Source organism: Salmonella sp. 3C, from assembly GCF_025426275.1.
In the GTDB taxonomy this organism is placed as follows: Bacteria; Pseudomonadota; Gammaproteobacteria; order Enterobacterales; family Enterobacteriaceae; genus Salmonella; species Salmonella enterica.
Window position 1 is genome coordinate 2,622,445 of sequence record NZ_CP104858.1, and the last position, 24,044, is coordinate 2,646,488.

Below are 24,044 nucleotides of genomic sequence, written 5' to 3' on the forward strand. Positions count from 1 at the left end.
GTGTGCCGGATGGCGACATAAATGCCTTATTCGGCCTACAGGACCGTAGGCCCGGTAAATGAAATGCCACCGGGCAATTCGTTTCACCAATTAACGTTTGAACCCGTAATACACCTCGTTCCAGCGCAGCGCGTCCTTAAAGGCTGGCAGACGGGTATCGTTATCAATCACCGCGATTTCGATATCGTGTATTTCTGCAAACTGGCGCATATCGTTCAGATCCAGCGCGTGGCTGAAGACGGTATGGTGCGCGCCGCCAGCCAGAATCCATGCTTCGGAGGCGGTCGGCAGATCCGGCTGCGCCCTCCACAGCGCGTTAGCCACCGGCAGTTTCGGCAGGGAGTGCGGCGTTTTTACGGTGTCAATGCAGTTGACCAGCAGGCGGTAACGATCGCCGAGGTCGATCAGGCTGGCGACGATCGCCGGGCCGGTTTGGGTATTGAAAATCAAACGCGCCGGATCTTCCTTGCCGCCAATGCCGAGGTGCTGGACGTCGAGGATCGGTTTCTCTTCCACCGCGATGGAGGGACACACTTCCAGCATGTGCGAGCCGAGCACCAGATCGTTGCCTTTCTCGAAGTGGTAGGTGTAATCCTCCATAAATGAGGTGCCGCCCTGCAGACCGGTTGACATTACTTTCATAATGCGAAGCAGAGCGGCGGTTTTCCAGTCGCCTTCGCCCGCAAAGCCGTAGCCCTGTTGCATCAGACGCTGTACGGCCAGACCCGGAAGTTGTTTCAGGCCGTGCAAATCTTCAAATGTCGTCGTAAAGGCGTGGAATCCGCCCTGTTCCAGGAAACGCTTCATACCGAGTTCAATGCGCGCCGCTTCCCGCACGTTCTGGCGTTTATCGCCGTGGATCCGGGTGGCGGGCGTCAGGGTATAGCTGCTTTCATACTCGTCAATCAGAGCGTTGATATCGCCGTCACTAATTGCGTTCACCACCTGCACCAGATCGCCGACCGCCCAGGTATTGACCGAAAAGCCAAATTTGATTTGCGCGGCCACTTTATCACCGTCAGTCACTGCGACTTCACGCATATTGTCGCCGAAGCGGCAGACTTTTAGCTGGCGGGTATCCTGTTTAGAGACCGCCTGGCGCATCCAGGCGCCGATACGCGTATGGGCCTCTTTATCCTGCCAGTGGCCAGTGACGACCGAGTGCTGCTGGCGCATCCGCGCGCCGATAAACCCGAACTCGCGGCCGCCGTGCGCAGTCTGGTTCAGGTTCATAAAGTCCATATCGATGCTGTCCCACGGCAGGGCGGCGTTAAATTGGGTATGGAATTGCAGTAGTGGTTTGTTAAGGATACTCAGCCCGTTGATCCACATTTTGGCCGGGGAGAAGGTGTGCAGCCAGACCACCAGCCCCGCGCAGCGATCGTCATAATTGGCGTTACGACAAATGGCGGTAATCTCATCCGGCGAGGTGCCCAGCGGTTTTAATACCAGTTTACATGGCAGTTTAGCTTCGGTATTCAGCGCGTTGACCACATGCTCGGCATGTTGGGTGACCTGGCGCAGGGTTTCTGCGCCATACAAATGCTGGCTGCCAATCACAAACCATACTTCATAATTATCAAAAATCGTCATTGTCGTGTCCTTAATGAGTCAGGATTGCCTGATTGGCCGGGGTCGTTGGCGCCGGCGCGGCAGTCGGAAGATAATGTTGTTCTGCGCTTAGCGCCCACTGCTGGTAGCGGCGGTAAAGCCGTTCGAAGCGTTGCGCCTGTTCAGGGCGGGAACGCAGAGTGCGTTCTACCGCGCTCGCCATGCTTTGCTGGGCGGCAGGAATATCGGCATGGACTTTCGCGGCAACGGCGGCAAAGATAGCGGCGCCTAATGCGCAACACTGGTCGGAAGCGACGATCTGCAACGGACGATTCAGTACGTCGCAGCAGACCTGCATAATGACCTGATTTTTACGGGCGATGCCGCCAAGCGCCATCACGTTATTGACCGCGATACCCTGCTCGGTAAAACACTCCTGAATGGCGCGCGCGCCGAAGGCGGTCGAGGCGACCAGACCGCCAAACAGCGCTGGCGCGTCGGTGGCGAGATTGAGATCGGTAATGACGCCTTTCAGACGCTGATTAGCGTTTGGCGTGCGGCGACCGTTAAACCAGTCGAGCACCACCGGCAGGTGATCCAGGGACGGATTTTTCGCCCAGCGTCGGTGAGCGCTGGCAGTAGCTGCTTCTGGCTGGCGTTAATCTGGGTTTTCAGTTCCGGGTGCTGCGCGGCAAGTTGTTCCAGCGGCCAGCTCAACACGCGGCTAAACCAGGCGTAGATGTCGCCGAAAGCAGATTGCCCCGCTTCCAGACCGATAAAGTTCGGCACCACGCTGCCGTCAACCTGACCGCAAATGCCTTTCACGGCGCGATCCCCGACGCTCTGTTTATCCGCAATCAGAATGTCGCAGGTAGACGTGCCGATGACTTTTACCAGCGTATTGGACTGTGCGCCCGCGCCGACCGCGCCCATGTGGCAGTCGAACGCGCCGCCGGAAATCACTACGCTTTCCGGCAAGTCGAGGCGCTGCGCCCATTCGGCGCACAGGGTGCCCACGGGCAGATCGGCGGTGAAGGTTTCGCTAAATAACGGGTAGTGCAGATGACGGTTAATGCACGGATCGAGTTCATCAAAGAAGCTCGCGGGCGGCAGACCGCCCCAGCTTTCATGCCACAGTGTTTTGTGCCCGGCGCTGCAGCGGCCACGGCGGATATCTTGCGGGCGAGTGGTGCCGGAAAGCAGCGCCGGCACCCAGTCACACAGTTCAATCCACGAGACGGCGGCCTGCGCGACGGCGCTATCCTGGCGGGTGACGTGCAGAATCTTCGCCCAGAACCATTCGCTGGAGTAAATGCCGCCAATATAGCGGGAGTAGTCGACCTTACCTGGCTTATGGCACAGACGAGTGATTTCGTCGGCCTCTTCCACCGCGGTGTGATCTTTCCACAGCACAAACATCGCATTCGGGTTCTCGGCGAACTCCGGACGCAGCGCCAGGACGTTACCGTCGGCGTCAATCGGCGCTGGCGTAGAACCGGTGCTGTCAACGCCAATGCCAACGACATTTGCGCGTTGCGCGGCGCTTAATTGTGCCAGAACGGCTTTCAGCGCGGCCTCCATTGACTCCATGTAGTCGCGCGGATGATGACGGAACTGGTTGTTCGGGCCGTCGCAATAACGGCCTTCTTGCCAGCGTGGATACCACTCTACGCTGGTGGCGATCTCGTCGCCGGTGGCGCAGTCCACTGCCAGAGCGCGCACTGAATCACTGCCAAAATCGAGGCCAATTGCAATTGCCATCGTCTTACTCCATCCAGAAAAACAGGTATGGAGAAACAGTAGAGAGTCGCGGCAAAAACCGTCAGGCAGGATCCGCTAATCTTATGGACAAAAATGCTAATGCTTTGCAAAGTGTGACGCTGTGCAAATATTCAATGTGGACATTCCAGCCATAGTTATAGACACTTCTGTTACTTAATTTTATCGCCTGAACTGTACGCTTTTGTTACAAAGCGCTTTTCACAAGCGGGGTTGATACGTGCTTTCATCAAGCGCAAGGTCTTGCGGAGACGGAAGCTCTGTCGTCCTGGTCAATATGGACAATTTGTTTCTTCTCTGAACATCGGGGGTAGAGAAATCATGGCTGAAACGCAAAATGATCCGCTATTGCCGGGATATTCATTTAATGCCCATCTGGTCGCCGGGCTGACGCCAATTGAAGCGAATGGATATCTGGATTTTTTTATCGATCGTCCGTTGGGCATGAAGGGATATATTCTTAACCTGACCATCCGCGGAGAGGGCGTCATTAATAATAATGGCGAGCAGTTTGTCTGTCGGCCTGGAGATATATTATTGTTTCCGCCGGGCGAGATTCATCACTATGGACGGCATCCGGACGCCAGCGAGTGGTATCACCAGTGGGTTTATTTCCGGCCTCGCGCCTACTGGCAGGAGTGGCTGACCTGGCCGACAATCTTTGCCCAGACAGGATTTTTCCGCCCGGACGAGGCGCGCCAGCCGCATTTCAGCGAACTGTTCGGGCAGATCATCAGCGCCGGGCAAGGGGAAGGCCGCTATTCTGAGCTACTGGCGATCAATCTGCTGGAGCAGTTGTTGCTCAGACGTATGGCGGTAATTAATGAGTCGTTGCATCCGCCGATGGATAGCCGTGTGCGCGATGCCTGCCAGTATATCAGCGACCATCTGGCGGACAGCCATTTTGATATCGCCAGCGTCGCCCAGCATGTCTGCCTGTCGCCCTCCCGGTTATCGCATCTGTTCCGCCAGCAGTTAGGCATTAGCGTATTGAGTTGGCGCGAAGATCAGCGTATCAGCCAGGCGAAACTCCTGCTTAGCACCACGCGAATGCCGATAGCGACCGTTGGGCGCAATGTTGGATTTGACGATCAGCTCTATTTTTCGCGGGTATTTAAAAAATGCACCGGGGCAAGTCCTAGCGAGTTCAGGGCCGGATGTGAATAAAAAGTGAATGATGAGTCCACAAAGATGTCATAAGCCGTAACTATTCGGATAATTGACGGCTTGACGAAGGGGGACGGGGTAAGCAGAATCCCTGCTTCATCACGCTGACGGACACACTATGCAAGCACTGCTGGAACATTTTATCACCCAATCCACTCTGTATTCGCTTATCGCCGTGTTGCTGGTCGCCTTCCTGGAATCGCTGGCGCTGGTGGGGTTGATTTTACCCGGCACGGTACTGATGGCGGGGCTGGGCGCGCTTATCGGCAGCGGCGAGCTCAATTTTTGGCATGCCTGGCTGGTGGGTATTATCGGCTGTCTGATGGGCGACTGGATTTCGTTCTGGCTGGGGTGGCGCTTTAAAAAGCCGCTACACCGCTGGTCTTTTATGAAAAAAAACAAGTCGCTGCTGGATAAAACCGAACACGCGCTGCATCAGCACAGTATGTTCACGATCCTGGTCGGACGTTTTGTCGGTCCGACGAGGCCGCTGGTGCCGATGGTGGCAGGGATGCTGGATCTTCCCGTGGCGAAATTTATTGGGCCAAACTTGATTGGCTGTTTGCTGTGGCCACCGTTTTATTTCCTGCCGGGCATTCTGGCGGGAGCGGCAATCGATATTCCTTCTGATATGCAGAGCGGAGATTTCAAATGGCTGCTGCTGGCTACGGCGTTGCTGCTGTGGGTCGGAGGCTGGCTATGCTGGCGGCTGTGGCGCAGCGGCAAAGCGGCAGTCGATCGTTTAACCGCGTATCTCCCCCGCAGCCGTTTGCTGTATCTGGCGCCGTTGACGCTCGGGAGCGGCGTGGTCGCGCTGGTGGTGCTGATTCGCCACCCGCTGATGCCGGTATATATCGATATTCTGCGCAAAGTTGTGGGTTACTAACGATTCCTTTGCCGGATGGCGGCTTCGCCTTATCCGGCCTACAAAAGATGGGATTTGATGCCCAATAGCGCTGAGGCGCTGGCCTGACCGCTTAGTAGCTCGTCTGTTTTGCCTTGCCACGCAATGCGTCCGTCGGCCACGACGATTGACCGGGGCGCAATTCGCGCCGCATCTTCCACGCTGTGCGAGACCATCAACAGCGTGAGCTGTCGCTCGCGGCAGATATCGCTGACCAACGTCAGCATCTCCTGGCGCAGCGCGGGATCGAGCGCGGAGAACGGTTCATCCAGCAGCAGTACCGGCTGTTCACGTACCAGGCAGCGCGCCAGCGCTACCCGCTGACGCTGGCCGCCGGACAGTTCGCCCGGTAAACGCGTCATCAGACTCTCAATGCCCATCTGATGTGCGATAGCGTCCCGTTTTTCCCGCTGGCTGGCGTTGAGCGTTAACCCAGGGTTTAGCCCCAGACCGATATTTTGCTGCACATTCAGGTGGCTGAATAAATTATTCTCCTGAAACAGCATTGAGACCGGACGGCGTGAGGGCGGCGTAAGCGTATGATCGTCGCCGGCAATCAGTAGCGTACCGCTGGCAGGCGCAAGAAAACCGGCAATTAAATTCAACAACGTGCTTTTCCCCGCGCCGCTGGGGCCAAGAATCGCCACCTGCTCGCCGCGTTCTACCGCCAGCGTAAAACGCATCGGCAAATGATGGTAAAGCCAGGTGATATCAATCAGTTTTAGCATGTCGGCCCGGTAGTTTCTCTATGAGGGTAAATAACGTAAAGCAGAGCAGCAGCAGTATCAGCGCGGTCACCGCGCCGTCCTGGCTGCGGTAGGAGCCGATCTGCTGATACAGATAAAACGGCAGCGTGCGGAAATTGTCATTGCCGAAAAGCGCGACGACGCCAAAATCACCGATAGAAAGTACGCAGGCAAACGCCAGCGCCTGCGCCAGCGGACGTTTCAGCGCCCGCAGTTCCACGACCTTTAACCGCGACCAGCCTTCAATTCCTAATGACTGGCACAGCATTCCATAACGGGCGGTAATATCGCGCATTGGGTTTTCCAGGACTTTTAGCGCGTAGGGGATTGCCATCAGCGCATTGGTGAAAATCACGATGCCGTCGGCGGATTCCGGTAAGCCAACGCTGCTATTGAGCAGTAAAAAGAAGCCTGTCGCCAGCACGATCCCCGGCATCGCGAGGATCAACATCCCGCTGAGTTCCAGCGTTTGTCCGGCGAAGACTTGCTGGCGTTGGCGTAGCTCGCGGCTACTCCACAGTAGCATCATGGTCAGCACCACACACAGAACGCCCGCCGCCAGCGCAATGCGTAGCGATGTCCAGACAGCCTGCCACAGAATGGGTTGCGCCAGCACCTCCGGCAGGCTGCGGTTGACGCCATCGACCACCACGGCGACCAGCGGCGGAAGCAGCAGCAGCAGCGCCAGCACGATTAATAAGGCGTCCGTCAGACGGCTGTGGAGACGATCGTCAGGATCGCGCCAACCCTGCGTCAGCGTCATCCCCGGCGCAATCGCTTTGCTCAGCCGTTGGCTTAGCAGTACCAGCGCCAGGCAGCAGACCATCTGGATTAATGCCAGCATCGCCGCGCGGGCGGGATCGTAGTCATAACTAAGCGCCTGAAAGATAGCCAGTTCGATAGTGGTGGCCTGCGGGCCGCCGCCGAGCGACAGAACCGTTGCGAAACTGGCGAAGCAGAGCATAAAAATCAGCGCCGCGACGGGTGGAATTTGGCGGCGCAGCCACGGCCATTCGACAAAACGGAAAAAATGCCAGCCGCGCATACCGAGCTGGGCGGCGAGCTGGCGCTGCTCGCCGGGAATGCTTTCCAAAGATTGCAGCAACAAACGGCTCGCCATTGGCAGGTTAAAAAAGACGTGCGCCAGTAAAATGCCCTGCAAGCCGTAGGGGGAGAATGTCCACTGAAGCCCCAGCATCTGCCACAGCGAGGCCAGCCAGCCCTGACGGCCATACACGCTAAGAATACCGAACACGGCAACCAGTACCGGCAGAATCAGCGTCATGGCGCACAGACGCAGCAGCGCCAGACGTCCAGGAAAACGGCGTCGATAAAGCGCGCGGGCGAGAAAAACCGCCGGGACCACAGACAGCACTGCGGACAGAAACGCCTGCCAGAATGAGAAGCGCACCACATGCCACAGGTAGCTATCCCGCCAGATTGTCGACCACGCGCCCGACGGCGCGTTCAGCCAAAGCGCCAGAAAGGCCGCCAGCGAGACGGTTATCATCAGCGCGGCGGCGCACAGCCCCGGAATCAGCCAGCCGGGAATTAACGGCTGACGGCGCGTTGCCATTCGCTAATCCATGCCTGGCGTTGTGCTGCCACTTGTTGCGGCGTGAATTCCAGCGTTGTGGCGGGTTTGGCCAATGATTCAAACCCTGCTGGTAAGGCGACGTCCGCTACCGGGTACATCCAGTTGCCGGTGGGTATGGCGTTCTGAAACGCCGGAGAAACCATAAATTTGAGGAATTTCTCCGCCAGTTCCGGCTGCTTACTGGCGACGGTACGCGCCGCGACTTCTACCTGTAAGTAATGGCCTTCGCTGAAGTTCGCGGCGGCGTAATTGTCCTTCTTCTCTTCAATAATGTGATACGCCGGAGAGGTGGTGTAACTGAGCACCAAATCGCTTTCACCTTTCAGAAATAAGCCGTAGGCCTCGCTCCAGCCTTTCGTCACCGTCACCGTTTTGGCCGCCAGTTTTTGCCAGGCCTGCGGCGCGTTATCGCCATAGACTTTGCGCATCCACAGTAACAGCCCCAGCCCTGGCGTACTGGTACGCGGGTCCTGATAAATTACCCGCCATTTTTGATCGCTCTCGACCAGTTCTTTCAGGCTTTTCGGCGGATTTTTCAGCTTGCTTTTATCGTAGACAAAGGCGAAATAGCCGTAATCGAACGGCACAAATGTGTCGTTTTTCCAGCCGCCGGGCACCTTGACCGCCTCATTCGCCACGCCGCTTTTGGCAAAGAGTTTAGTTTGCGTGGCCGCTTCCAGCAGATTATTGTCCAGCCCCAACACCACATCGGCTTTGCTGTTCTTCCCCTCCATCCGCAGGCGGTTGAGCAGCGAAACGCCATCCTCCAGCGCCACCAGTTTCAGCTCGCAGTTGCAATCGGCTTCAAACGCTTTTTTCACCGCCGGGCCTGGCCCCCAGTCGGCGGCGAACGAGTCGTAGGTATAGACGGTGAGAACGGGTTTGGCGAAAGCAGGCGCCGCGCACAGGAGTAAAAGCGGAAGATATTTTTTTAACACTTTGCACCTCTGTTAAAGAGTGGCAAAGGACTTGAGAGGTAGCCTCAAATCCCTTCGCCGGCATTATCCGGATCAGGTTCGACGGGTATTTTCTCAGCGCGCGCATGAGCGCGGCACCCCGTTGAGTTCGGCGTTAGTGTAGTGATTTTGTTGCCGGGCAGCAATCAAGAGCTGGCGTTAAGGATCTGGCGGCGCAAACCACGCCGATTTAAAATCAAACCAGCCGAGGGTATTCATGCGCAGCCCGCGCATACTGCGTTGTCCCTGGATAATCAGCCAGTGGTGGATCAACGGCACAATCGCTTTGTTGGCCAGCAGTTGCTGGCACCAGTTCGCCAGGTTCATCTCGCCAGCGCGCCACTGCGCGGCGTCGTCCTGCCAGTCGCGCGGAATGCAGTTCTGCAAGAGCGGTACTTCGCACAAGTGCGCGAACAGCGAGAAATCCAGCGGCAGCGTAAAGTTAGCGCTATTGAGCCAGATATCGCTTTCGATGTCGCCGGCGTGCCATTGATCGTAGTCGATCTCCTGAATATGCAGATGCACCTGATGTTCAGCCAGAAGCGCGCTCATGATACGGGCGATAACCCGGTGCTCAATGTGTTCGCGATAGAAGGTCAGCGTGAGGGTTTCCAGCCCGGCGGGTTTTTCGCCCGGGCCTGGACGGGCGTGATGCCAGCGCGGTAAAAGCCCATAGGCCGGGAACCAGAGCTGCTGTAGCGGTTCATCGGCATGATAGAGTAAATTGGTGGGGGAGAGGACGTGGCTTACCCATTCTCTGACCTGCAGATGCGCGCCGCGCGGCGTTCTGGCGTCGAATAGCAGGTAATAGCACCCCTCTTCCAGTCGGCTTTCTATCGCTTTTTCACCGCCTTGTATCGGCCCTTCCAGCATCAAGCCGCAGGCCGGTTCTTCACTGATATCCGGCAGTACCCAGACATTCACTTCGTCTATCAACGCCCGATAGCCGAAGTAATCATCAAAGGCGAGTATCTTGAGCTGGTTTGGCGTATTACGCCGCACGGCATAAGGCCCGGTGCCGATAGGGTGGCTGGCGAAATTAGCCAGCGTTTCCCACTCCCGCGGCAAAATCATCGCCGGGACCTGGCCCAGCAGCCACGGCAACCAGCGATCCGGCTGGGAAAGATGAATATCCAGCGTCCACGCGGTAGGGGAGTCTATCTTTGTGATGTGCGAGTAAAGCGGAAGCGTATTGATACGCGTCAGCGAGGTGATGACATCTTCCATCTCCAGCTCGCGGCCATGATGAAAATGAATGCCGGGGCGCAGGTAGAAGCGCCACAGTAAAGGGGAAATTTGCTGCCAGTGGTGCGCAATGTCCGCTTCCAGTTCCCCGTTTTCCTCATTTACCCGCGTGAGCGAACTGAAAATTTGCCGGGCAATATGAGTTTCCGAGCGACGTAATGCGGTTCCCGGCAGGAGATTGTGCATCGGACGATAGTAAAGAACCCGCAGAATATGCCGCCCCTGGCGGAAGCTGCGTCCCAGATGGGAAATCAGCATTTGCCTGACAGCGCTTTTATCGCCGACCAGTTGTACCAGTTGATCGATTCGATCTTGTTCCAGCAGGTCTTCCGCCCGCTGCTGTTGCAGCGCCAGTCCGGTATACAGGAACGTCAGACGCGAACGCTTTCCGCGTCCAACCTCAGCTTCCCATGTTAGCCAACCGCGCGCCTGCATCGTATTTAGCAGCGTACGCATATGGCGACGCGAACAGTTCAGCAGATCCGCCAGCTCATTAAGCGTGGTGTCTTGCGTTTTACCGTCACAACATTGCCAGAGACGGATAAATTGTTGTTGCAGGCGACCTGAGGGCATAAAAGGGGAACTCCGATGAAAAACTCAGCAATTTTATTATCCCTATATTAGGCCAATAATATCTTTCGATGAAGCAAGAGGAAGAGGTCACTATGCGCCAGTTCTGGTTGAGATATTTTGCCGCGACGGAAAAAACGTCCTGGCTGGCTTGCCTGAGCGCGCCGCAGCGCTTAAAAATGCTCGCGGAACTGATGCAGTGGGAGGCGACCGATTGAAGCCAATTGCAGACATCATGTGTGACTGAGTATTGGTGTAGGCGATAGCCTAAAATCACCCGCCAGCAGATAATATCTGCTGGCTTTTTTTATTTCGGCTGTTTCTGGATGACGACGATGGGACGGCGTCTCAACGGGATTTATACGGCGGTTTCTGTGGTCACGCAGGTGATGACCGGGCGAGTAAAAGACGTGTAATGTTGCGTGACAAGCGCCATTTTGCATGGTACTGAAACAGACTTTTTTTTATTTTTATCATCGCTAATCTTATACGCGTTATCGCATGGTGCTTTAACGTGTTTAGTACAAAGGAATGATAATGAAAAAGGTTTTTTTGCTTGCAGCGCTTTTTGCTATGTCCAATTCCTCTTTCGCGGCAATGGCTGAAAGTTGTCAGCAATATTTTAATGATATTGATGCCCTGGTTGAGCAGGCTGCAGCAACGAGTGAACAGGCAAAACAGCAATTTGACGCGATGAAGCCTCAACTCGAAGCGTCAAAAAAACAGTTGGAAACTGTAGCTGCATCTGACCAGGATGCTGCGTGTAAGCAGGCTCTGGCGTCAATGGTTCAGATTAAACAGGCTCTGGGATTAAAATAAGATAGATACCAGCAATAAGCGATGAGTATCGCTTATTGCTGGTCGTTTTGGTATCAACGCATAAACTCAGGCTGCTTGTCTTCGTACTCGGCAATCGCGTCTTCGTGCTGCAGCGTCAGCCCAATGCTGTCCAGACCGTTCAACATGCAGTGGCGGCGGAAGTCGTCGATTTTAAAGCTGTAGGTCTTATCGCCTGCTTTCACCACCTGTGCTTCCAGATCCACTTCAAATTTAATGCCCGGATTGGCTTTCACCAGAGCAAACAGCTCATCGACCTGTGCGTCGCTCAGGGTTACCGGCAGCAGTTGGTTGTTAAAGCTGTTGCCGTAGAAGATGTCGGCGAAGCTTGGCGCGATCACCACTTTAAAGCCGTAATCGGTCAACGCCCACGGCGCGTGTTCGCGTGACGAGCCGCAGCCAAAGTTTTCCCGCGCCAACAGAATCGACGCGCCTTGATATTCCGGAAAGTTCAACACGAATTCCGGATTTGGCTGTTGGCCCTTTTCGTCCAGGAAGCGCCAGTCGTTAAACAGATGGGCGCCAAAACCGGTGCGCGTAACCTTCTGCAAAAACTGTTTAGGGATAATTGCATCGGTATCGACGTTGGCGGCATCCAGTGGGACAACCAGGCCGGTATGCTGGGTAAATTTCTCTGCCATGGTAGTTTCCTTATTTGATGCTGCGAATGTCGGCGAAGTGGCCGGTAACGGCGGCAGCGGCGGCCATCGCCGGGCTGACTAAATGCGTGCGACCCCCGCGGCCCTGACGGCCTTCAAAGTTACGGTTGCTGGTGGAGGCGCAGCGCTCGCCCGGGTTCAGGCGGTCATTATTCATGGCCAGGCACATGGAACAGCCCGGTAAGCGCCATTCAAATCCTGCTTCGATAAAGATCTTGTCCAGACCTTCCGCTTCCGCCTGCGCTTTCACCGGACCTGAACCCGGCACCACCAGCGCCTGCACGCCAGGCGCAACTTTGCGCCCTTTGGCGACTTCCGCCGCCGCGCGCAAATCTTCAATACGCGAATTGGTACAAGAGCCGATAAAGACTTTATCAATAGCAACGTCCGTTAACGGTACGCCCGGCTGTAAGCCCATATAAGCCAGCGCTTTTTCGGCGCTGGCGCGCTCAACCGGATCGCTAAAAGAGGCGGGATCGGGGATGATGTCGGTGACGGAAATCACCTGGCCCGGATTCGTGCCCCAGGTCACCTGCGGCGCGATCTCTTCTGCTCGCAGGGTGACGACAGTATCAAAGGTCGCGCCGTCATCGGTTTTCAGCGTTTTCCAGTACTCGACGGCTTCGTCAAAATCGCGGCCCTTCGGCGCGTGCAAACGCCCTTTTACGTAGTTAAAAGTGGTTTCATCCGGGGCGACCAGACCGGCTTTGGCGCCCATCTCAATCGCCATATTGCACAGCGTCATGCGGCCTTCCATACTCAGCGCGCGGATCGCGTCGCCGCAAAATTCAACCACGTGCCCGGTGCCGCCGGCGCTGCCGGTTTTACCGATGATCGCCAGCACGATGTCTTTGGCGGTAATGCCCGGCGCGGCGTTGCCCGTGACTTCAATCTTCATGGTTTTAGCGCGCCCCTGTTTCAGGGTTTGCGTCGCCAGTACATGTTCTACCTCAGAAGTGCCGATGCCGAAGGCCAGCGCGCCAAACGCGCCGTGGGTGGCGGTGTGGGAGTCGCCGCAGACGATGGTCATGCCCGGCAGGGTGACGCCCTGTTCCGGCCCCATCACATGGACGATGCCCTGATATGGGTGATTCAGGTCATACAGCTCGACGCCGAACTCGTTACAGTTCTTAATCAGCTCCTGCATCTGGATACGCGCCATTTCACCGGAAGCATTAATGTCTTTAGTCTGCGTCGAGACGTTGTGATCCATCGTGGCGAAGGTTTTCCCTGGCTGACGTACCGGACGATGGTGCGCGCGCAGACCGTCAAACGCCTGCGGAGAGGTGACTTCATGCACCAGGTGGCGGTCGATGTACAGCAGCGGCGTTTCGTTTGGCGCCTCAAAGACCACGTGGGCATCAAATAATTTTTCGTATAACGTTTTGGCCATGATTACACCCCTTCTGCGACATAGCGGGCGATAATATCGCCCATCTCATCGGTACTGACTGCGGCAGCGCCCCTGGCTAAATCGCCGGTGCGAACGCCCTCTTCTAATGCGCGATTGATCGCCTGTTCAATGGCTGTTGCCGCATCGTTGGCATCCAGGCTGTAGCGCAGCAGCAGCGCCAGCGACAGGATCTGCGCAATTGGATTGGCGATATTTTTCCCGGCGATATCCGGCGCGGAGCCGCCAGCCGGTTCATACAGGCCAAACCCTTGCTCGTTCAGGCTGGCGGAGGGCAACATCCCCATTGAGCCGGTGATCATGGCGCATTCGTCGGACAGAATGTCGCCGAACAGGTTAGAGCACAGCAGTACGTCAAACTGCGACGGGTCTTTAATCAACTGCATGGTGGCGTTATCGATATACATGTGCGCGAGTTCCACATCGGGATACGTTTTCGCGACATCATTGACGATTTCACGCCACAGGATAGAGCTTTGCAGTACGTTGGCTTTATCAATAGAGGTGACTTTACGGCGGCGTTTACGCGCCGATTCAAAGGCGATACGGGCAATGCGCTCGATCTCAAAGCGGTGATAAACTTCGGTATCAAAGGCTTTTTCGTACTGACCGCTGCCTTCGCGGCCTTTTGGCTGTCCGAAATAGATCCCGCCGGTCAGCTCGCGCACGCACAGGATATCGAAACCGTTAGCGGCGATATCGGCGCGCAACGGGCAAAATGCTTCCAGTCCCTGATACAGTTTCGCCGGACGCAGGTTACTGAATAATTTGAAATGTTTGCGCAGCGGCAGCAGGGCGCCGCGCTCTGGCTGGCTTTCCGGGGGCAAATTTTCCCATTTCGGGCCGCCGACGGAGCCAAACAGAATGGCATCCGCCTGCTCGCACCCTTCAACGGTGGCTTTCGGCAGTGGATGACCATGATTGTCGATAGCAATACCGCCGACGTCATAGTGGCTGGTGGTTATACGCATATCAAAACGGCTGCGTACCGCATCCATAACTTTCAGGGCTTGCGCCATGACTTCCGGGCCGATACCGTCGCCCGGCAGTACGGCAATATGATAGTTCTTCGACATTACACGGTTTCCTTGTTGTTCTCTTTATTTTGAGCTTTGCGTTGCAATTCTTTTTCAACTTCGGCGGCGCGCCAGATATTGTTCAGTACGTGCACCATCGCTTTGGCGGAGGATTCGACGATATCCGTCGCCAGCCCGACGCCGTGGAAGCGGCGACCATGATGGTTCACGACGATATCGACCTGACCCAGCGCGTCTTTGCCCTGGCCTTTGGCGTTCAGGTCGTATTTAACCAACTCAACGTCGTAGCCAGTGATGCGGTTAATCGCCTGATAGATGGCGTCGACCGGGCCGTTGCCGTTCGCCGCTTCGGCCTTGATCTCTTCACCACAGGCCAGCTTCACGGAAGCAGTGGCGATATCGCTGGAGCCGGACTGCACGCTGAAGTAATCCAGACGGAAATGCTCTGGTTCTTCTTGCTGTTTATTAATAAACGCCAGCGCTTCCAGGTCATAGTCGAACACCTGGCCTTTTTTGTCCGCCAGCTTCAGGAACGCGTCGTACAGGTGATCCATGTTGTAGTCTGTGTCCTTGTAACCCATCTCTTCCATGCGATGTTTCACGGCGGCACGGCCAGAGCGGGAGGTCAGGTTCAGCTGTATCTGGTTCAGACCGATGGACTCTGGCGTCATGATTTCATAGTTTTCGCGGTTCTTGAGGACGCCATCCTGGTGGATGCCGGAAGAGTGGGCAAAAGCGCCGCTGCCGACAATCGCTTTGTTGGCCGGGATCGGCATGTTACAGATCTGGCTGACGGTCTGGCTGGTGCGCCAGATTTCGTGGTGATTGATGTTGGTGTGTACATTCATGATGTCTTTGCGCACTTTAATCGCCATGATCACTTCTTCCAGTGCGCAGTTACCGGCACGTTCTCCGATACCGTTCATCGCGCCTTCAACCTGACGCGCGCCCGCATGTACTGCCGCCAGCGAGTTGCCTACTGCTATCCCTAAATCGTCGTGGGTATGAACGGAGATGATAGCTTTGTCGATATTGGGGACACGTTCATACAGGCCGGAAATGATTCCCGCGAACTCAAACGGCATGGTATAGCCCACGGTATCGGGAATATTAATGGTTCTCGCGCCGGCGTTTATAGCGGCTTCTACCACGCGCGCCAGATCGTCAACAGGCGTCCGGCCAGCATCTTCGCAGGAGAACTCTACGTCATCAGTGTAATTACGCGCCCGCTTAACCATGTATACCGCGCGTTCGATGACCTCATCCAGCGTGCTGCGCAGTTTGGTGGCGATGTGCATTGGCGAGGTGGCGATAAAAGTATGGATGCGAAACGCGTCGGCGACCTTCAGCGCCTGTGCCGCGACGTCAATGTCTTTTTCTACACAACGCGCCAGGGCGCAAACGCGGCTGTTTTTAATGGTGCGGGCGATGGTTTGGACGGATTCAAAATCACCCGGAGAAGAGACCGGGAAGCCCACTTCCATGACATCAACACCCATGCGCTCAAGGGCCAGGGCAATCTGCAGCTTCTCTTTCGCGCTCAGGCTGGCCTGTAACGCTTGTTCGCCGTCGCGTAAGGTCGTATCAAAAATAATGACTTGCTGGCTCATGATGTGGTCCTTGTCTCCAGGGGCGCCTTGCGTCAGGCATAAAAAAACCCGCGCAACGGCGCGGGTTTTGTTTGACTTCGAGCTGACTTAATGTTGAATGCCGCCCACCGGTCTACCGCGCACAATAAATGCGTTGAGTAGTAGTAGCCCAGTGAAACGAACGATATGTGACATTAATTCAGCTCCAGCGAATGCGTTATGCTTTTAGTGGTACTGGATATGCCGTTTAATGTCAACTCTATTTTCTGTCGCCATTGCATTTTGTTGACGATATCCGGATACGTACTTTAGCTAATTGTGCTGGGCTGCGCGTCCAATAAAGGATAAAAGAACGAGTGGACATTCATACTTTTCATTGTTTGAAATATTTAGGCATTTTTGTTTGCAAATTGGTTAGGGGAATGGCCTGTTAAAGGTATGCTAAAGGTTTGGTTTATCTTTTTGATTTGTTTTATATTTTAACAAATAACCTTGTTTACTTAATGGATAAGGATAAAGTTATTGATAAATTAATGTTAACTTTTTAGCTATTAATAATATAAACATTTAATTGAAACTTAAATGATCATTCACTTGGTGTATGATTGTGTATTCGCCATAGTTATGGTTATATTGCTTGCGTAATTTAAACATTATGAATCGCAATGGTGTGACTCAGGACACATTATGCTTGCGCTGGCATTCTATTTGTCTCTGTCAGCGTCTTTATGTTTTCCGAATTTTAACGCTTTCCCTTTTTCTTATTTTATATGCATGGTAAATCATATTTTCAGGAATTATTTCTGCCTTCAGCCAGAAAAAGGGAGTTAAGCGTGACAGTGGAGTTAAATATGCCAGAGGTCAAAACCGAAAAGCCGCATCTTTTAGATATGGGCAAACCACAGCTTCGCATGGTTGATTTGAACCTATTGACCGTGTTCGATGCGGTAATGCAAGAGCAGAATATTACGCGCGCCGCCCACACGCTGGGAATGTCGCAGCCTGCGGTCAGTAACGCCGTAGCGCGTCTGAAGGTTATGTTTAATGACGAACTTTTTGTTCGATATGGACGAGGAATTCAGCCGACTGCCCGTGCATTTCAGTTATTTGGTTCAGTCCGTCAGGCGTTACAATTGGTGCAAAATGAATTGCCGGGATCGGGGTTTGAGCCGACCAGCAGCGAACGTGTATTCAATCTTTGCGTGTGCAGTCCGCTGGATAATATCCTGACGTCACAGATTTATAATCGTGTAGAAAAAATTACGCCAAATATTCATGTCGTTTTTAAAGCGTCGTTGAATCAGAATACTGAGCATCAGTTACGCTATCAGGAAACCGAGTTCGTTATTAGTTATGAAGAATTCCGTCGTCCTGAGTTTACCAGCGTACCGCTATTTAAAGATGAAATGGTTTTAGTCGCCAGCCGAAAACACCCGCGTATTAGCGGCCCGCTACTGGAAGGCGATGTTTATAATGAACAACATGCGGTTGTTTCTCTCGATCGTTATGCGTCATTTAGTCAGCCGTGGTATGACACGCCGGATAAACAGTCGAGCGTGGCTTATCAGGGCATGGCGCTTATCAGCGTTCTGAACGTGGTTTCGCAGACGCATTTGGTCGCTATTGCCCCGCGCTGGCTGGCGGAAGAGTTTGCGGAATCGCTGGATCTGCAAATATTGCCGTTGCCTTTAAAACTGAATAGCCGGACATGCTACCTTTCCTGGCATGAAGCGGCTGGGCGTGATAAAGGGCACCAATGGATGGAAGATTTATTAGTTTCTGTTTGTAAGCGATAAAACCGGGCAGAATAAATCAGAAACAAATTCTGGTTTATTCTGCTTTTTAGCGTATATAAAAAATTTTATGCTGAATTAACGGTGAGCGATTCTTTTCGTCGTTGTGAAAAATAGATGAATTGCTGTAAGTCTGCATTTATAAGCGATTATTTATTACCTGGTGTGATTCAGACGGAGTATTTCTCCATTTCTTCTCTTCTTGCCTCCTGATTATTCTAACCTTCCCCATCTTTACGTCATTCCACCCAATTGCCAGGCGTGATAGCGAGCGGTTAAGGTGTCCGTCAAACCGTGATGACAGGTATAAAGTGGAGGCAAGCCGTGGAGATGTTGTCTGGAGCCGAGATGGTCGTCCGATCGCTTATCGATCAAGGCGTAAAGCAGGTGTTCGGCTATCCTGGAGGCGCAGTGCTTGATATTTATGATGCGCTACATACCGTTGGAGGGATCGATCATGTGCTGGTGCGTCATGAGCAGGCCGCGGTGCATATGGCGGATGGCCTGGCGCGAGCCACTGGCGACGTTGGCGTGGTGCTGGTGACTTCCGGACCGGGAGCGACCAATGCGATTACCGGGATTGCTACGGCCTATATGGATTCCATTCCGCTGGTGATTCTTTCCGGCCAGGTCGCCACCTCATTGATTGGCTATGATGCCTTTCAGGAGTGCGACATGGTGGGGATTTCCCGACCGGTGGTCAAACATAGCTTCCTGGTCAAACAGACGGAAGATATTCCCCTGGTGCTTAAAAAGGCCTTCTGGCTGGCGGCAAGCGGACGTCCTGGGCCGGTGGTCGTGGATTTGCCGAAAGATATTTTGAATCCGGCGAAAAAAATGCCGTATGCCTGGCCGGAGACGGTCAGTATGCGCTCTTACAATCCCACAACATCAGGACATAAAGGACAAATTAAGCGTGCCTTGCAAACGCTGGCGTCGGCAAAAAAGCCGGTGGTCTACGTTGGGGGAGGGGCGATAAGCGCGGCCTGCTATGCGCCGTTGCGCCACATCATTGAAACCTTTAACCTGCCGGTGGTCTCTTCATTAATGGGACTGGGCGCGTTTCCTGCTACTCATCGCCAGTCGTTAGGAATGCTGGGAATGCATGGCACTTATGAAGCCAATATGACCATGCATAACGCCGACGTGATTTTCGCTGTTGGCGTACGATTTGACGACCGCACGACGAATAATCTCGCTAAATATTGTCCGAACGCGACGGTATTACACATCGACATTGACCCGACGTCCATATCCAAAACGGTTAACGCTGATATCCCGGTGGTGGGCGATGCCCGCCTGGTACTGGAACAAATGCTGGAGCTACTGGCGCAGGATGCGCCGTCTCAGCCGCAGGATGATATTCGCGACTGGTGGCAGCAGATAGAGAGCTGGCGCGCCCGTCAGTGCCTGAAATATGACGCGGAAAGCGAAAGCATTAAACCCCAGGCGGTGATTGAAACCCTCTGGCGTCTGACGAAGGGCGATGCGTACGTGACGTCCGATGTAGGACAACACCAGATGTTTGCCGCTCTCTATTACCCGTTCGATAAGCCACGTCGCTGGATTAATTCCGGCGGGCTCGGCACGATGGGTTTTGGCCTACCGGCTGCATTGGGCGTTAAAATGGCCCTGCCGAAAGAAATGGTGGTCTGCGTGACCGGCGATGGCAGTATACAGATGAACATTCAGGAGCTGTCGACAGCCTTACAGTATGAACTGCCGGTACTGGTTCTGAACCTGAACAACCGTTATCTGGGGATGGTAAAACAGTGGCAGGATATGATCTATTCCGGTCGCCATTCTCAGTCTTATATGCAGTCGTTACCGGATTTTGTGCGCCTGGCGGAAGCATATGGCCATGTCGGGCTGCAGATTAACCACCCGGATGAGCTGGAAAGTAAACTCAGCGAAGCCCTTGAGCATGTGCGTAATAACCGACTGGTGTTCGTCGATGTCACCGTTGATGGCAGCGAGCATGTCTATCCGATGCAGATTCGCGGGGGCGGGATGGACGAAATGTGGTTAAGCAAAACGGAGAGGACCTGATGATGCGCCGGATTTTATCGGTATTACTGGAAAACGAATCTGGGGCGTTATCGCGGGTTATCGGCCTCTTTTCGCAACGCGGATATAATATTGAAAGCCTGACCGTCGCGCCGACAGACGATCCGACGTTGTCGCGCATGACTATCCAGACGGTAGGCGATGAAAAAGTGCTTGAGCAAATTGAAAAGCAACTGCACAAGCTGGTTGATGTGCTGCGCGTCAGCGAGCTGGGACAGGGAGCGCACGTTGAGCGGGAAATCATGCTGGTGAAAATCCAGGCCAGCGGCTACGGACGGGAAGAGGTGAAGCGTAATACGGAAATTTTCCGTGGTCAGATTATTGATGTCACGCCAACGCTGTATACCGTTCAACTGGCGGGCACCAGCGATAAACTGGATGCTTTTCTGGCCTCGCTGCGCGACGTGGCGAAAATTGTTGAAGTGGCGCGTTCAGGCGTCGTCGGGCTTTCGCGCGGCGATAAGATTATGCGCTGAGCAGATTCGCCGGATGACGACGCGGTTGCGTTTTATCCGGTCTACAGGCTGATATCTGGCCCAGGTCCGATAAGCGTAGCGCCATCAGGCAGGTTTGCCGGATATCAGCCAACAGGAATTATCGCCCAACCCAATATCACCGGTTGGGCTTTTTTTTGCGAAATCCGTGGTAACCCGGAATAAAAGCGGTTGCCGGAGTGATCAAACTGCGCTTAGATGTTAACGATTTTAACCCATGCCGACATAAAGGTTATGGTTTGTACAATTTACACAAGGGGCAATTGTGAAACTGGATGAAATCGCTCGGCTGGCCGGTGTCTCGCGCACAACTGCAAGCTACGTTATAAACGGTAAAGCAAAGCAATACCGCGTGAGCGACAAAACCGTAGAAAAAGTCATGGCGGTAGTGCGTGAGCACAATTACCATCCTAACGCTGTGGCTGCCGGGCTGCGTGCTGGACGCACACGTTCCATTGGTCTGGTGATCCCGGACCTTGAAAACACGAGCTACACCCGTATCGCAAACTATCTTGAGCGCCAGGCACGCCAGCGTGGCTACCAACTGCTGATCGCCTGTTCTGAAGATCAGCCGGATAACGAAATGCGCTGCATTGAGCACCTTTTGCAACGCCAGGTGGATGCAATCATTGTTTCAACTTCGTTACCGCCGGAGCATCCCTTCTATCAGCGCTGGGCCAACGATCCGTTCCCCATCGTCGCGCTCGACCGCGCGCTGGATCGCGAACATTTCACCAGCGTGGTCGGTGCCGATCAGGATGATGCCGAGATGTTGGCGGAAGAGCTGCGTAAATTCCCGGCGGAAACGGTGCTTTATTTGGGCGCGCTGCCGGAGTTGTCCGTCAGTTTCCTGCGCGAGCAGGGGTTCCGCACCGCATGGAAAGACGATCCGCGGGAGGTGAATTTCTTATATGCCAACAGCTATGAGCGCGAAGCCGCCGCGCAGCTGTTTGAGAAATGGCTGGAAACGCATCCTATGCCGCAGGCGCTCTTTACGACATCATTCGCGCTATTACAGGGCGTGATGGACGTTACGCTGCGGCGCGATGGAAAACTGCCTTCGGATTTGGCGATTGCGACCTTCGGCGATCATGAGCTGCTGGATTTTCTGCAATGCCCGGTACTGGCGGTGGCGCAGCGTCATCGTGATGTCGCGGAACGCGTGCTGGAGATTGTGCTGGCAAGTCTTGATGAACCGCGTAAACCGAAACCCGGCTTAACGCGTATTCGGCGAAACCTGTATCGTCGCGGCATTCTGAGCCGTAGCTAAAGGACCGGCGGTAAAAGACACTCTCTTCTGCCGCCGTCAAACAAATGCGTATCAGTAAAAATATCCCTTAAATAATTAAGACTATTCCTTAAAATTATCCGAAAATTCTTTTTTATTACCTTTCTTTTGTCCGAAATCGTCCATATTCCACTAATTAAGACGTAACGAGTCTTTTCCTTTGTCTTGTTTTGTTACAAGCAGGCAAGAAATCGTCGAATTAACAGCCACTTTTTGTCTTTGGCGCGACAGTCGCTCGTAGGCGCTGGTATAGCAGGCGCTGCACACGTTAAACAGGCACTGTTAACACGGTGCAATATGTCCTAAAATGCCGCTCGCGTCGCAAACTGACACTTTATATTTTTCTCGGATTATATTGAGTCCGTTTTAAACGGCGGTGGGTCTTTGGTTTTTTTCTTACAAATATTCATAACGTTAATTTGACTTGCACGCTGGGTGGAAATTAATCAACGCAGATATTCGCCGTAAACATTGGCTTTTTTACTTAGGTAAGCGTTGTGACTTGCTTGACAAGCTTTTCCTCCGCTCCGTAAACTCCTTCGAGTGGGAATTTGTGGGATAAAGTGGTAAGAAGGGGTGAGACTGGCATGTTCCGGGGGGCAACGTTAGTCAATCTCGACAGTAAAGGGCGCCTGACCGTGCCGACCCGTTATCGGGAGCAACTGATCGAGAGCGCTACCGGTCAAATGGTATGTACCATTGACATCCATCACCCATGCCTGCTGCTTTACCCCCTGCCTGAATGGGAAATTATTGAGCAAAAGTTATCTCGTCTGTCGAGCATGAACCCGGTAGAACGTCGCGTACAGCGTTTACTGTTGGGCCATGCCAGCGAATGTCAGATGGATGGTGCAGGTCGATTACTGATCGCGCCAGTTCTGCGGCAACATGCCGGACTGACGAAAGAAGTGATGCTGGTTGGACAGTTCAACAAATTTGAGCTGTGGGATGAAACGACCTGGTATCAACAGGTCAAGGAAGATATCGACGCTGAACAGTCAGCTACCGAAACGTTATCGGAGCGGCTGCAGGACTTGTCTCTATAAGATGATGGAAAATTTTAAACACACTACGGTACTGTTGGATGAAGCCGTTAATGGGCTGAATATTCGTCCGGATGGTATCTATATTGATGGCACATTTGGTCGCGGCGGCCACTCGCGCCTGATCCTCTCGCAACTGGGCGAAGAGGGGCGCTTGCTGGCGATCGATCGCGATCCGCAGGCGATCGCCGTTGCGCAGACCATTAATGATCCTCGCTTCTCCATCATTCATGGACCTTTTTCCGCGCTGGCTGATTATGTAGCCGAGCGCGAGCTTACCGGCAAGATTGACGGGATCCTTCTCGATCTTGGCGTATCTTCTCCGCAGCTTGACGATGCGGAGCGCGGTTTTTCATTTATGCGCGACGGTCCGCTGGATATGCGAATGGACCCGACGCGCGGCCAGTCTGCCGCCGAGTGGTTACAAACGGCGGAGGAGGCGGATATCGCCTGGGTGCTGAAAACATTCGGCGAGGAGCGTTTTGCCAAACGTATTGCTCGCGCCATTGTTGAGCGCAATCGCGAACAGCCGATGACCCGCACCAAAGAGCTGGCGGAGGTGGTTGCGGCGGCGACCCCGGTAAAAGACAAATTCAAACATCCCGCGACCCGTACCTTCCAGGCGGTGCGCATCTGGGTAAACAGTGAACTGGAGGAGATAGAGCAGGCGCTAAAAAGCTCGCTCAGCGTACTGGCTCCAGGCGGGCGGCTTTCAATCATCAGTTTCCACTCGCTGGAAGACCGTATTGTGAAACGCTTTATGCGTGAGCAAAGCCGCGGTCCGCAGGTACCGGCGGGATTACCGATGACGGAAGCGCAGCTCAAAAAACTGGGCGGTCGTGAGTTACGAGCGTTAGGCAAGTTGATGCCGGGTGAAAAAGAGGTAGCTGAAAATCCTCGGGCCCGTAGTTCAGTTCTGCGTATCGCAGAGAGGACGAACGCATGATCAGCAGAGTGACAGAAGCCCTAAGCAAAGTGAAGGGATCGATAGGAAGCAACGAGCGCCATGCCTTGCCTGGCGTGATCGGTGACGATCTTTTGCGGTTCGGGAAGCTGCCACTCTGCTTGTTCATTTGCATCATTTTAACGGCGGTGACGGTGGTCACGACGGCGCACCATACTCGTTTACTCACCGCGCAGCGTGAACAATTGGTTCTGGAGCGCGATGCATTGGACATTGAATGGCGCAACCTGATCCTTGAAGAAAATGCGCTCGGCGATCACAGCCGGGTGGAGCGGATCGCAACGGAAAAGCTGCAAATGCAGCATGTTGATCCGTCCCAAGAAAATATCGTAGTGCAAAAATAAGGA

The 24,044-nt window shown here is 54.2% G+C and carries 21 protein-coding genes, 1 pseudogene and 1 riboswitch; of the genes and pseudogenes, 11 read left to right on the top strand and 11 right to left on the bottom strand.

From position 1 onward, the window contains the following. Window positions 1-90 precede the first annotated feature (90 nt). Entirely contained in the window at window positions 91-1,593 is a 1,503-nt protein-coding gene (gene araA / locus N7E69_RS12410; protein ID WP_000151704.1) for an L-arabinose isomerase, read from the bottom strand. Between the two features lie 10 nt (window positions 1,594-1,603). Continuing rightward, a pseudogene (gene araB, locus N7E69_RS12415) lies at window positions 1,604-3,312 on the bottom strand (ribulokinase). Window positions 3,313-3,651: 339 nt separating this feature from the next. Here araB and araC point away from each other — a divergent pair. Both araC and N7E69_RS12425 read left to right on the top strand, forming a co-directional pair. Further along, window positions 3,652-4,497 carry an arabinose operon transcriptional regulator AraC gene (gene araC, locus N7E69_RS12420; RefSeq protein WP_000852387.1) on the top strand — a complete coding sequence of 282 codons (846 nt, stop codon included), beginning with the start codon at window positions 3,652-3,654 and terminating at the stop codon, window positions 4,495-4,497. Window positions 4,498-4,615: 118 nt separating this feature from the next. After that, window positions 4,616-5,383: a DedA family protein gene (locus tag N7E69_RS12425; protein ID WP_001148372.1), complete on the top strand. Its 768-nt coding sequence runs from the start codon at window positions 4,616-4,618 to the stop codon at window positions 5,381-5,383. A 38-nt stretch (window positions 5,384-5,421) separates the two neighbouring features. On the opposite strand, the gene thiQ is transcribed toward N7E69_RS12425, so the two are convergent. From thiQ to sgrR, 4 genes are all read right to left on the bottom strand, one after another. Next, complete coding sequence (gene thiQ / locus N7E69_RS12430; RefSeq protein ID WP_000915966.1) at window positions 5,422-6,129, bottom strand: thiamine ABC transporter ATP-binding protein ThiQ; 708 nt, start codon at window positions 6,127-6,129, stop codon at window positions 5,422-5,424. Further along, window positions 6,113-7,723 (bottom strand): thiamine/thiamine pyrophosphate ABC transporter permease ThiP, encoded by a 1,611-nt coding sequence (gene thiP, locus N7E69_RS12435; RefSeq protein WP_000235640.1) that lies wholly within the window; start codon window positions 7,721-7,723, stop codon window positions 6,113-6,115. The genes thiQ and thiP overlap by 17 nt, the downstream gene beginning before the upstream one ends. Further along, on the bottom strand, window positions 7,699-8,682 hold the full coding sequence (thiB, locus tag N7E69_RS12440; RefSeq protein ID WP_000915326.1) for a thiamine ABC transporter substrate binding subunit: 984 nt from the start codon (window positions 8,680-8,682) through the stop codon (window positions 7,699-7,701). The genes thiP and thiB overlap by 25 nt, the downstream gene beginning before the upstream one ends. 31 nt (window positions 8,683-8,713) lie before the next feature. Beyond that, window positions 8,714-8,813: riboswitch (TPP riboswitch) on the bottom strand. Between the two features lie 46 nt (window positions 8,814-8,859). Then, entirely contained in the window at window positions 8,860-10,518 is a 1,659-nt protein-coding gene (gene sgrR / locus N7E69_RS12445) for an HTH-type transcriptional regulator SgrR (protein WP_001139043.1), read from the bottom strand. 92 nt (window positions 10,519-10,610) lie between these two features. On the opposite strand from sgrR, the gene sgrT reads away from it, so the two are divergent. Together sgrT and N7E69_RS12455 are read left to right on the top strand one after the other, a co-directional pair. Further along, window positions 10,611-10,733, top strand: a complete 123-nt coding sequence (gene sgrT / locus N7E69_RS12450) for a glucose uptake inhibitor SgrT (protein WP_001248755.1) — start codon at window positions 10,611-10,613, stop codon at window positions 10,731-10,733. 319 nt (window positions 10,734-11,052) lie between these two features. Beyond that, window positions 11,053-11,334, top strand: coding sequence for a DUF5339 family protein (locus N7E69_RS12455; protein WP_000755258.1), 282 nt, complete (start codon window positions 11,053-11,055; stop codon window positions 11,332-11,334). A gap of 53 nt (window positions 11,335-11,387) precedes the next feature. Here N7E69_RS12455 and leuD read toward each other — a convergent pair whose 3' ends face one another. The 5 genes from leuD to leuL all read right to left on the bottom strand — a co-directional run bounded on the left by leuD (window position 11,388) and on the right by leuL (window position 16,243). Then, window positions 11,388-11,993, bottom strand: a complete 606-nt coding sequence (leuD, locus tag N7E69_RS12460) for a 3-isopropylmalate dehydratase small subunit (protein WP_000818268.1) — start codon at window positions 11,991-11,993, stop codon at window positions 11,388-11,390. A 10-nt stretch (window positions 11,994-12,003) separates the two neighbouring features. Further along, entirely contained in the window at window positions 12,004-13,404 is a 1,401-nt protein-coding gene (gene leuC / locus N7E69_RS12465) for a 3-isopropylmalate dehydratase large subunit (RefSeq protein ID WP_001140632.1), read from the bottom strand. 2 nt (window positions 13,405-13,406) lie between these two features. Next, entirely contained in the window at window positions 13,407-14,498 is a 1,092-nt protein-coding gene (gene leuB / locus N7E69_RS12470; RefSeq protein WP_000042325.1) for a 3-isopropylmalate dehydrogenase, read from the bottom strand. Continuing rightward, on the bottom strand, window positions 14,498-16,069 hold the full coding sequence (gene leuA / locus N7E69_RS12475; protein WP_000082819.1) for a 2-isopropylmalate synthase: 1,572 nt from the start codon (window positions 16,067-16,069) through the stop codon (window positions 14,498-14,500). The genes leuB and leuA overlap by 1 nt, the downstream gene beginning before the upstream one ends. Window positions 16,070-16,156: 87 nt before the next feature. Continuing rightward, window positions 16,157-16,243: a leu operon leader peptide gene (gene leuL / locus N7E69_RS12480; RefSeq protein ID WP_001575587.1), complete on the bottom strand. Its 87-nt coding sequence runs from the start codon at window positions 16,241-16,243 to the stop codon at window positions 16,157-16,159. A 656-nt stretch (window positions 16,244-16,899) separates the two neighbouring features. Here leuL and leuO point away from each other — a divergent pair. The 7 genes from leuO (at window position 16,900) to ftsL (ending at window position 24,041) form a co-directional block, all read left to right on the top strand. Then, on the top strand, window positions 16,900-17,844 hold the full coding sequence (gene leuO, locus N7E69_RS12485) for a transcriptional regulator LeuO (RefSeq protein WP_001115426.1): 945 nt from the start codon (window positions 16,900-16,902) through the stop codon (window positions 17,842-17,844). Window positions 17,845-18,165: 321 nt separating this feature from the next. Further along, entirely contained in the window at window positions 18,166-19,890 is a 1,725-nt protein-coding gene (gene ilvI / locus N7E69_RS12490; RefSeq protein WP_000425603.1) for an acetolactate synthase 3 large subunit, read from the top strand. A gap of 2 nt (window positions 19,891-19,892) precedes the next feature. After that, window positions 19,893-20,384 carry an acetolactate synthase small subunit gene (ilvN, locus tag N7E69_RS12495; protein WP_001563086.1) on the top strand — a complete coding sequence of 164 codons (492 nt, stop codon included), beginning with the start codon at window positions 19,893-19,895 and terminating at the stop codon, window positions 20,382-20,384. Between the two features lie 283 nt (window positions 20,385-20,667). Then, on the top strand, window positions 20,668-21,672 hold the full coding sequence (cra, locus tag N7E69_RS12500; protein WP_000762406.1) for a catabolite repressor/activator: 1,005 nt from the start codon (window positions 20,668-20,670) through the stop codon (window positions 21,670-21,672). Window positions 21,673-22,277: 605 nt separating this feature from the next. Continuing rightward, window positions 22,278-22,736, top strand: a complete 459-nt coding sequence (gene mraZ / locus N7E69_RS12505; protein WP_000488294.1) for a division/cell wall cluster transcriptional repressor MraZ — start codon at window positions 22,278-22,280, stop codon at window positions 22,734-22,736. A gap of 1 nt (window position 22,737) precedes the next feature. Next, on the top strand, window positions 22,738-23,679 hold the full coding sequence (gene rsmH / locus N7E69_RS12510) for a 16S rRNA (cytosine(1402)-N(4))-methyltransferase RsmH (protein ID WP_000970444.1): 942 nt from the start codon (window positions 22,738-22,740) through the stop codon (window positions 23,677-23,679). Continuing rightward, a complete protein-coding gene (gene ftsL, locus N7E69_RS12515; RefSeq protein ID WP_000625651.1) occupies window positions 23,676-24,041 on the top strand; it encodes a cell division protein FtsL in 366 nt (121 codons plus the stop codon). The genes rsmH and ftsL overlap by 4 nt, the downstream gene beginning before the upstream one ends. Window positions 24,042-24,044 lie beyond the last annotated feature (3 nt).

Bases quoted from the DNA above. Each gene is read 5' to 3' on its own strand.
- araA (WP_000151704.1), bottom strand. From the start codon at position 1,593: ATGACGATTTTTGATAATTATGAAGTATGGTTTGTGATTGGCAGCCAG.
- araC (WP_000852387.1), top strand. From the start codon at position 3,652: ATGGCTGAAACGCAAAATGATCCGCTATTGCCGGGATATTCATTTAAT.
- N7E69_RS12425 (WP_001148372.1), top strand. From the start codon at position 4,616: ATGCAAGCACTGCTGGAACATTTTATCACCCAATCCACTCTGTATTCG.
- thiQ (WP_000915966.1), bottom strand. From the start codon at position 6,129: ATGCTAAAACTGATTGATATCACCTGGCTTTACCATCATTTGCCGATG.
- thiP (WP_000235640.1), bottom strand. From the start codon at position 7,723: ATGGCAACGCGCCGTCAGCCGTTAATTCCCGGCTGGCTGATTCCGGGG.
- sgrR (WP_001139043.1), bottom strand. From the start codon at position 10,518: ATGCCCTCAGGTCGCCTGCAACAACAATTTATCCGTCTCTGGCAATGT.
- sgrT (WP_001248755.1), top strand. From the start codon at position 10,611: ATGCGCCAGTTCTGGTTGAGATATTTTGCCGCGACGGAAAAAACGTCC.
- N7E69_RS12455 (WP_000755258.1), top strand. From the start codon at position 11,053: ATGAAAAAGGTTTTTTTGCTTGCAGCGCTTTTTGCTATGTCCAATTCC.
- leuD (WP_000818268.1), bottom strand. From the start codon at position 11,993: ATGGCAGAGAAATTTACCCAGCATACCGGCCTGGTTGTCCCACTGGAT.
- leuC (WP_001140632.1), bottom strand. From the start codon at position 13,404: ATGGCCAAAACGTTATACGAAAAATTATTTGATGCCCACGTGGTCTTT.
- leuB (WP_000042325.1), bottom strand. From the start codon at position 14,498: ATGTCGAAGAACTATCATATTGCCGTACTGCCGGGCGACGGTATCGGC.
- leuA (WP_000082819.1), bottom strand. From the start codon at position 16,069: ATGAGCCAGCAAGTCATTATTTTTGATACGACCTTACGCGACGGCGAA.
- leuL (WP_001575587.1), bottom strand. From the start codon at position 16,243: ATGTCACATATCGTTCGTTTCACTGGGCTACTACTACTCAACGCATTT.
- leuO (WP_001115426.1), top strand. From the start codon at position 16,900: ATGCCAGAGGTCAAAACCGAAAAGCCGCATCTTTTAGATATGGGCAAA.
- ilvN (WP_001563086.1), top strand. From the start codon at position 19,893: ATGCGCCGGATTTTATCGGTATTACTGGAAAACGAATCTGGGGCGTTA.
- mraZ (WP_000488294.1), top strand. From the start codon at position 22,278: ATGTTCCGGGGGGCAACGTTAGTCAATCTCGACAGTAAAGGGCGCCTG.
- rsmH (WP_000970444.1), top strand. From the start codon at position 22,738: ATGATGGAAAATTTTAAACACACTACGGTACTGTTGGATGAAGCCGTT.
- ftsL (WP_000625651.1), top strand. From the start codon at position 23,676: ATGATCAGCAGAGTGACAGAAGCCCTAAGCAAAGTGAAGGGATCGATA.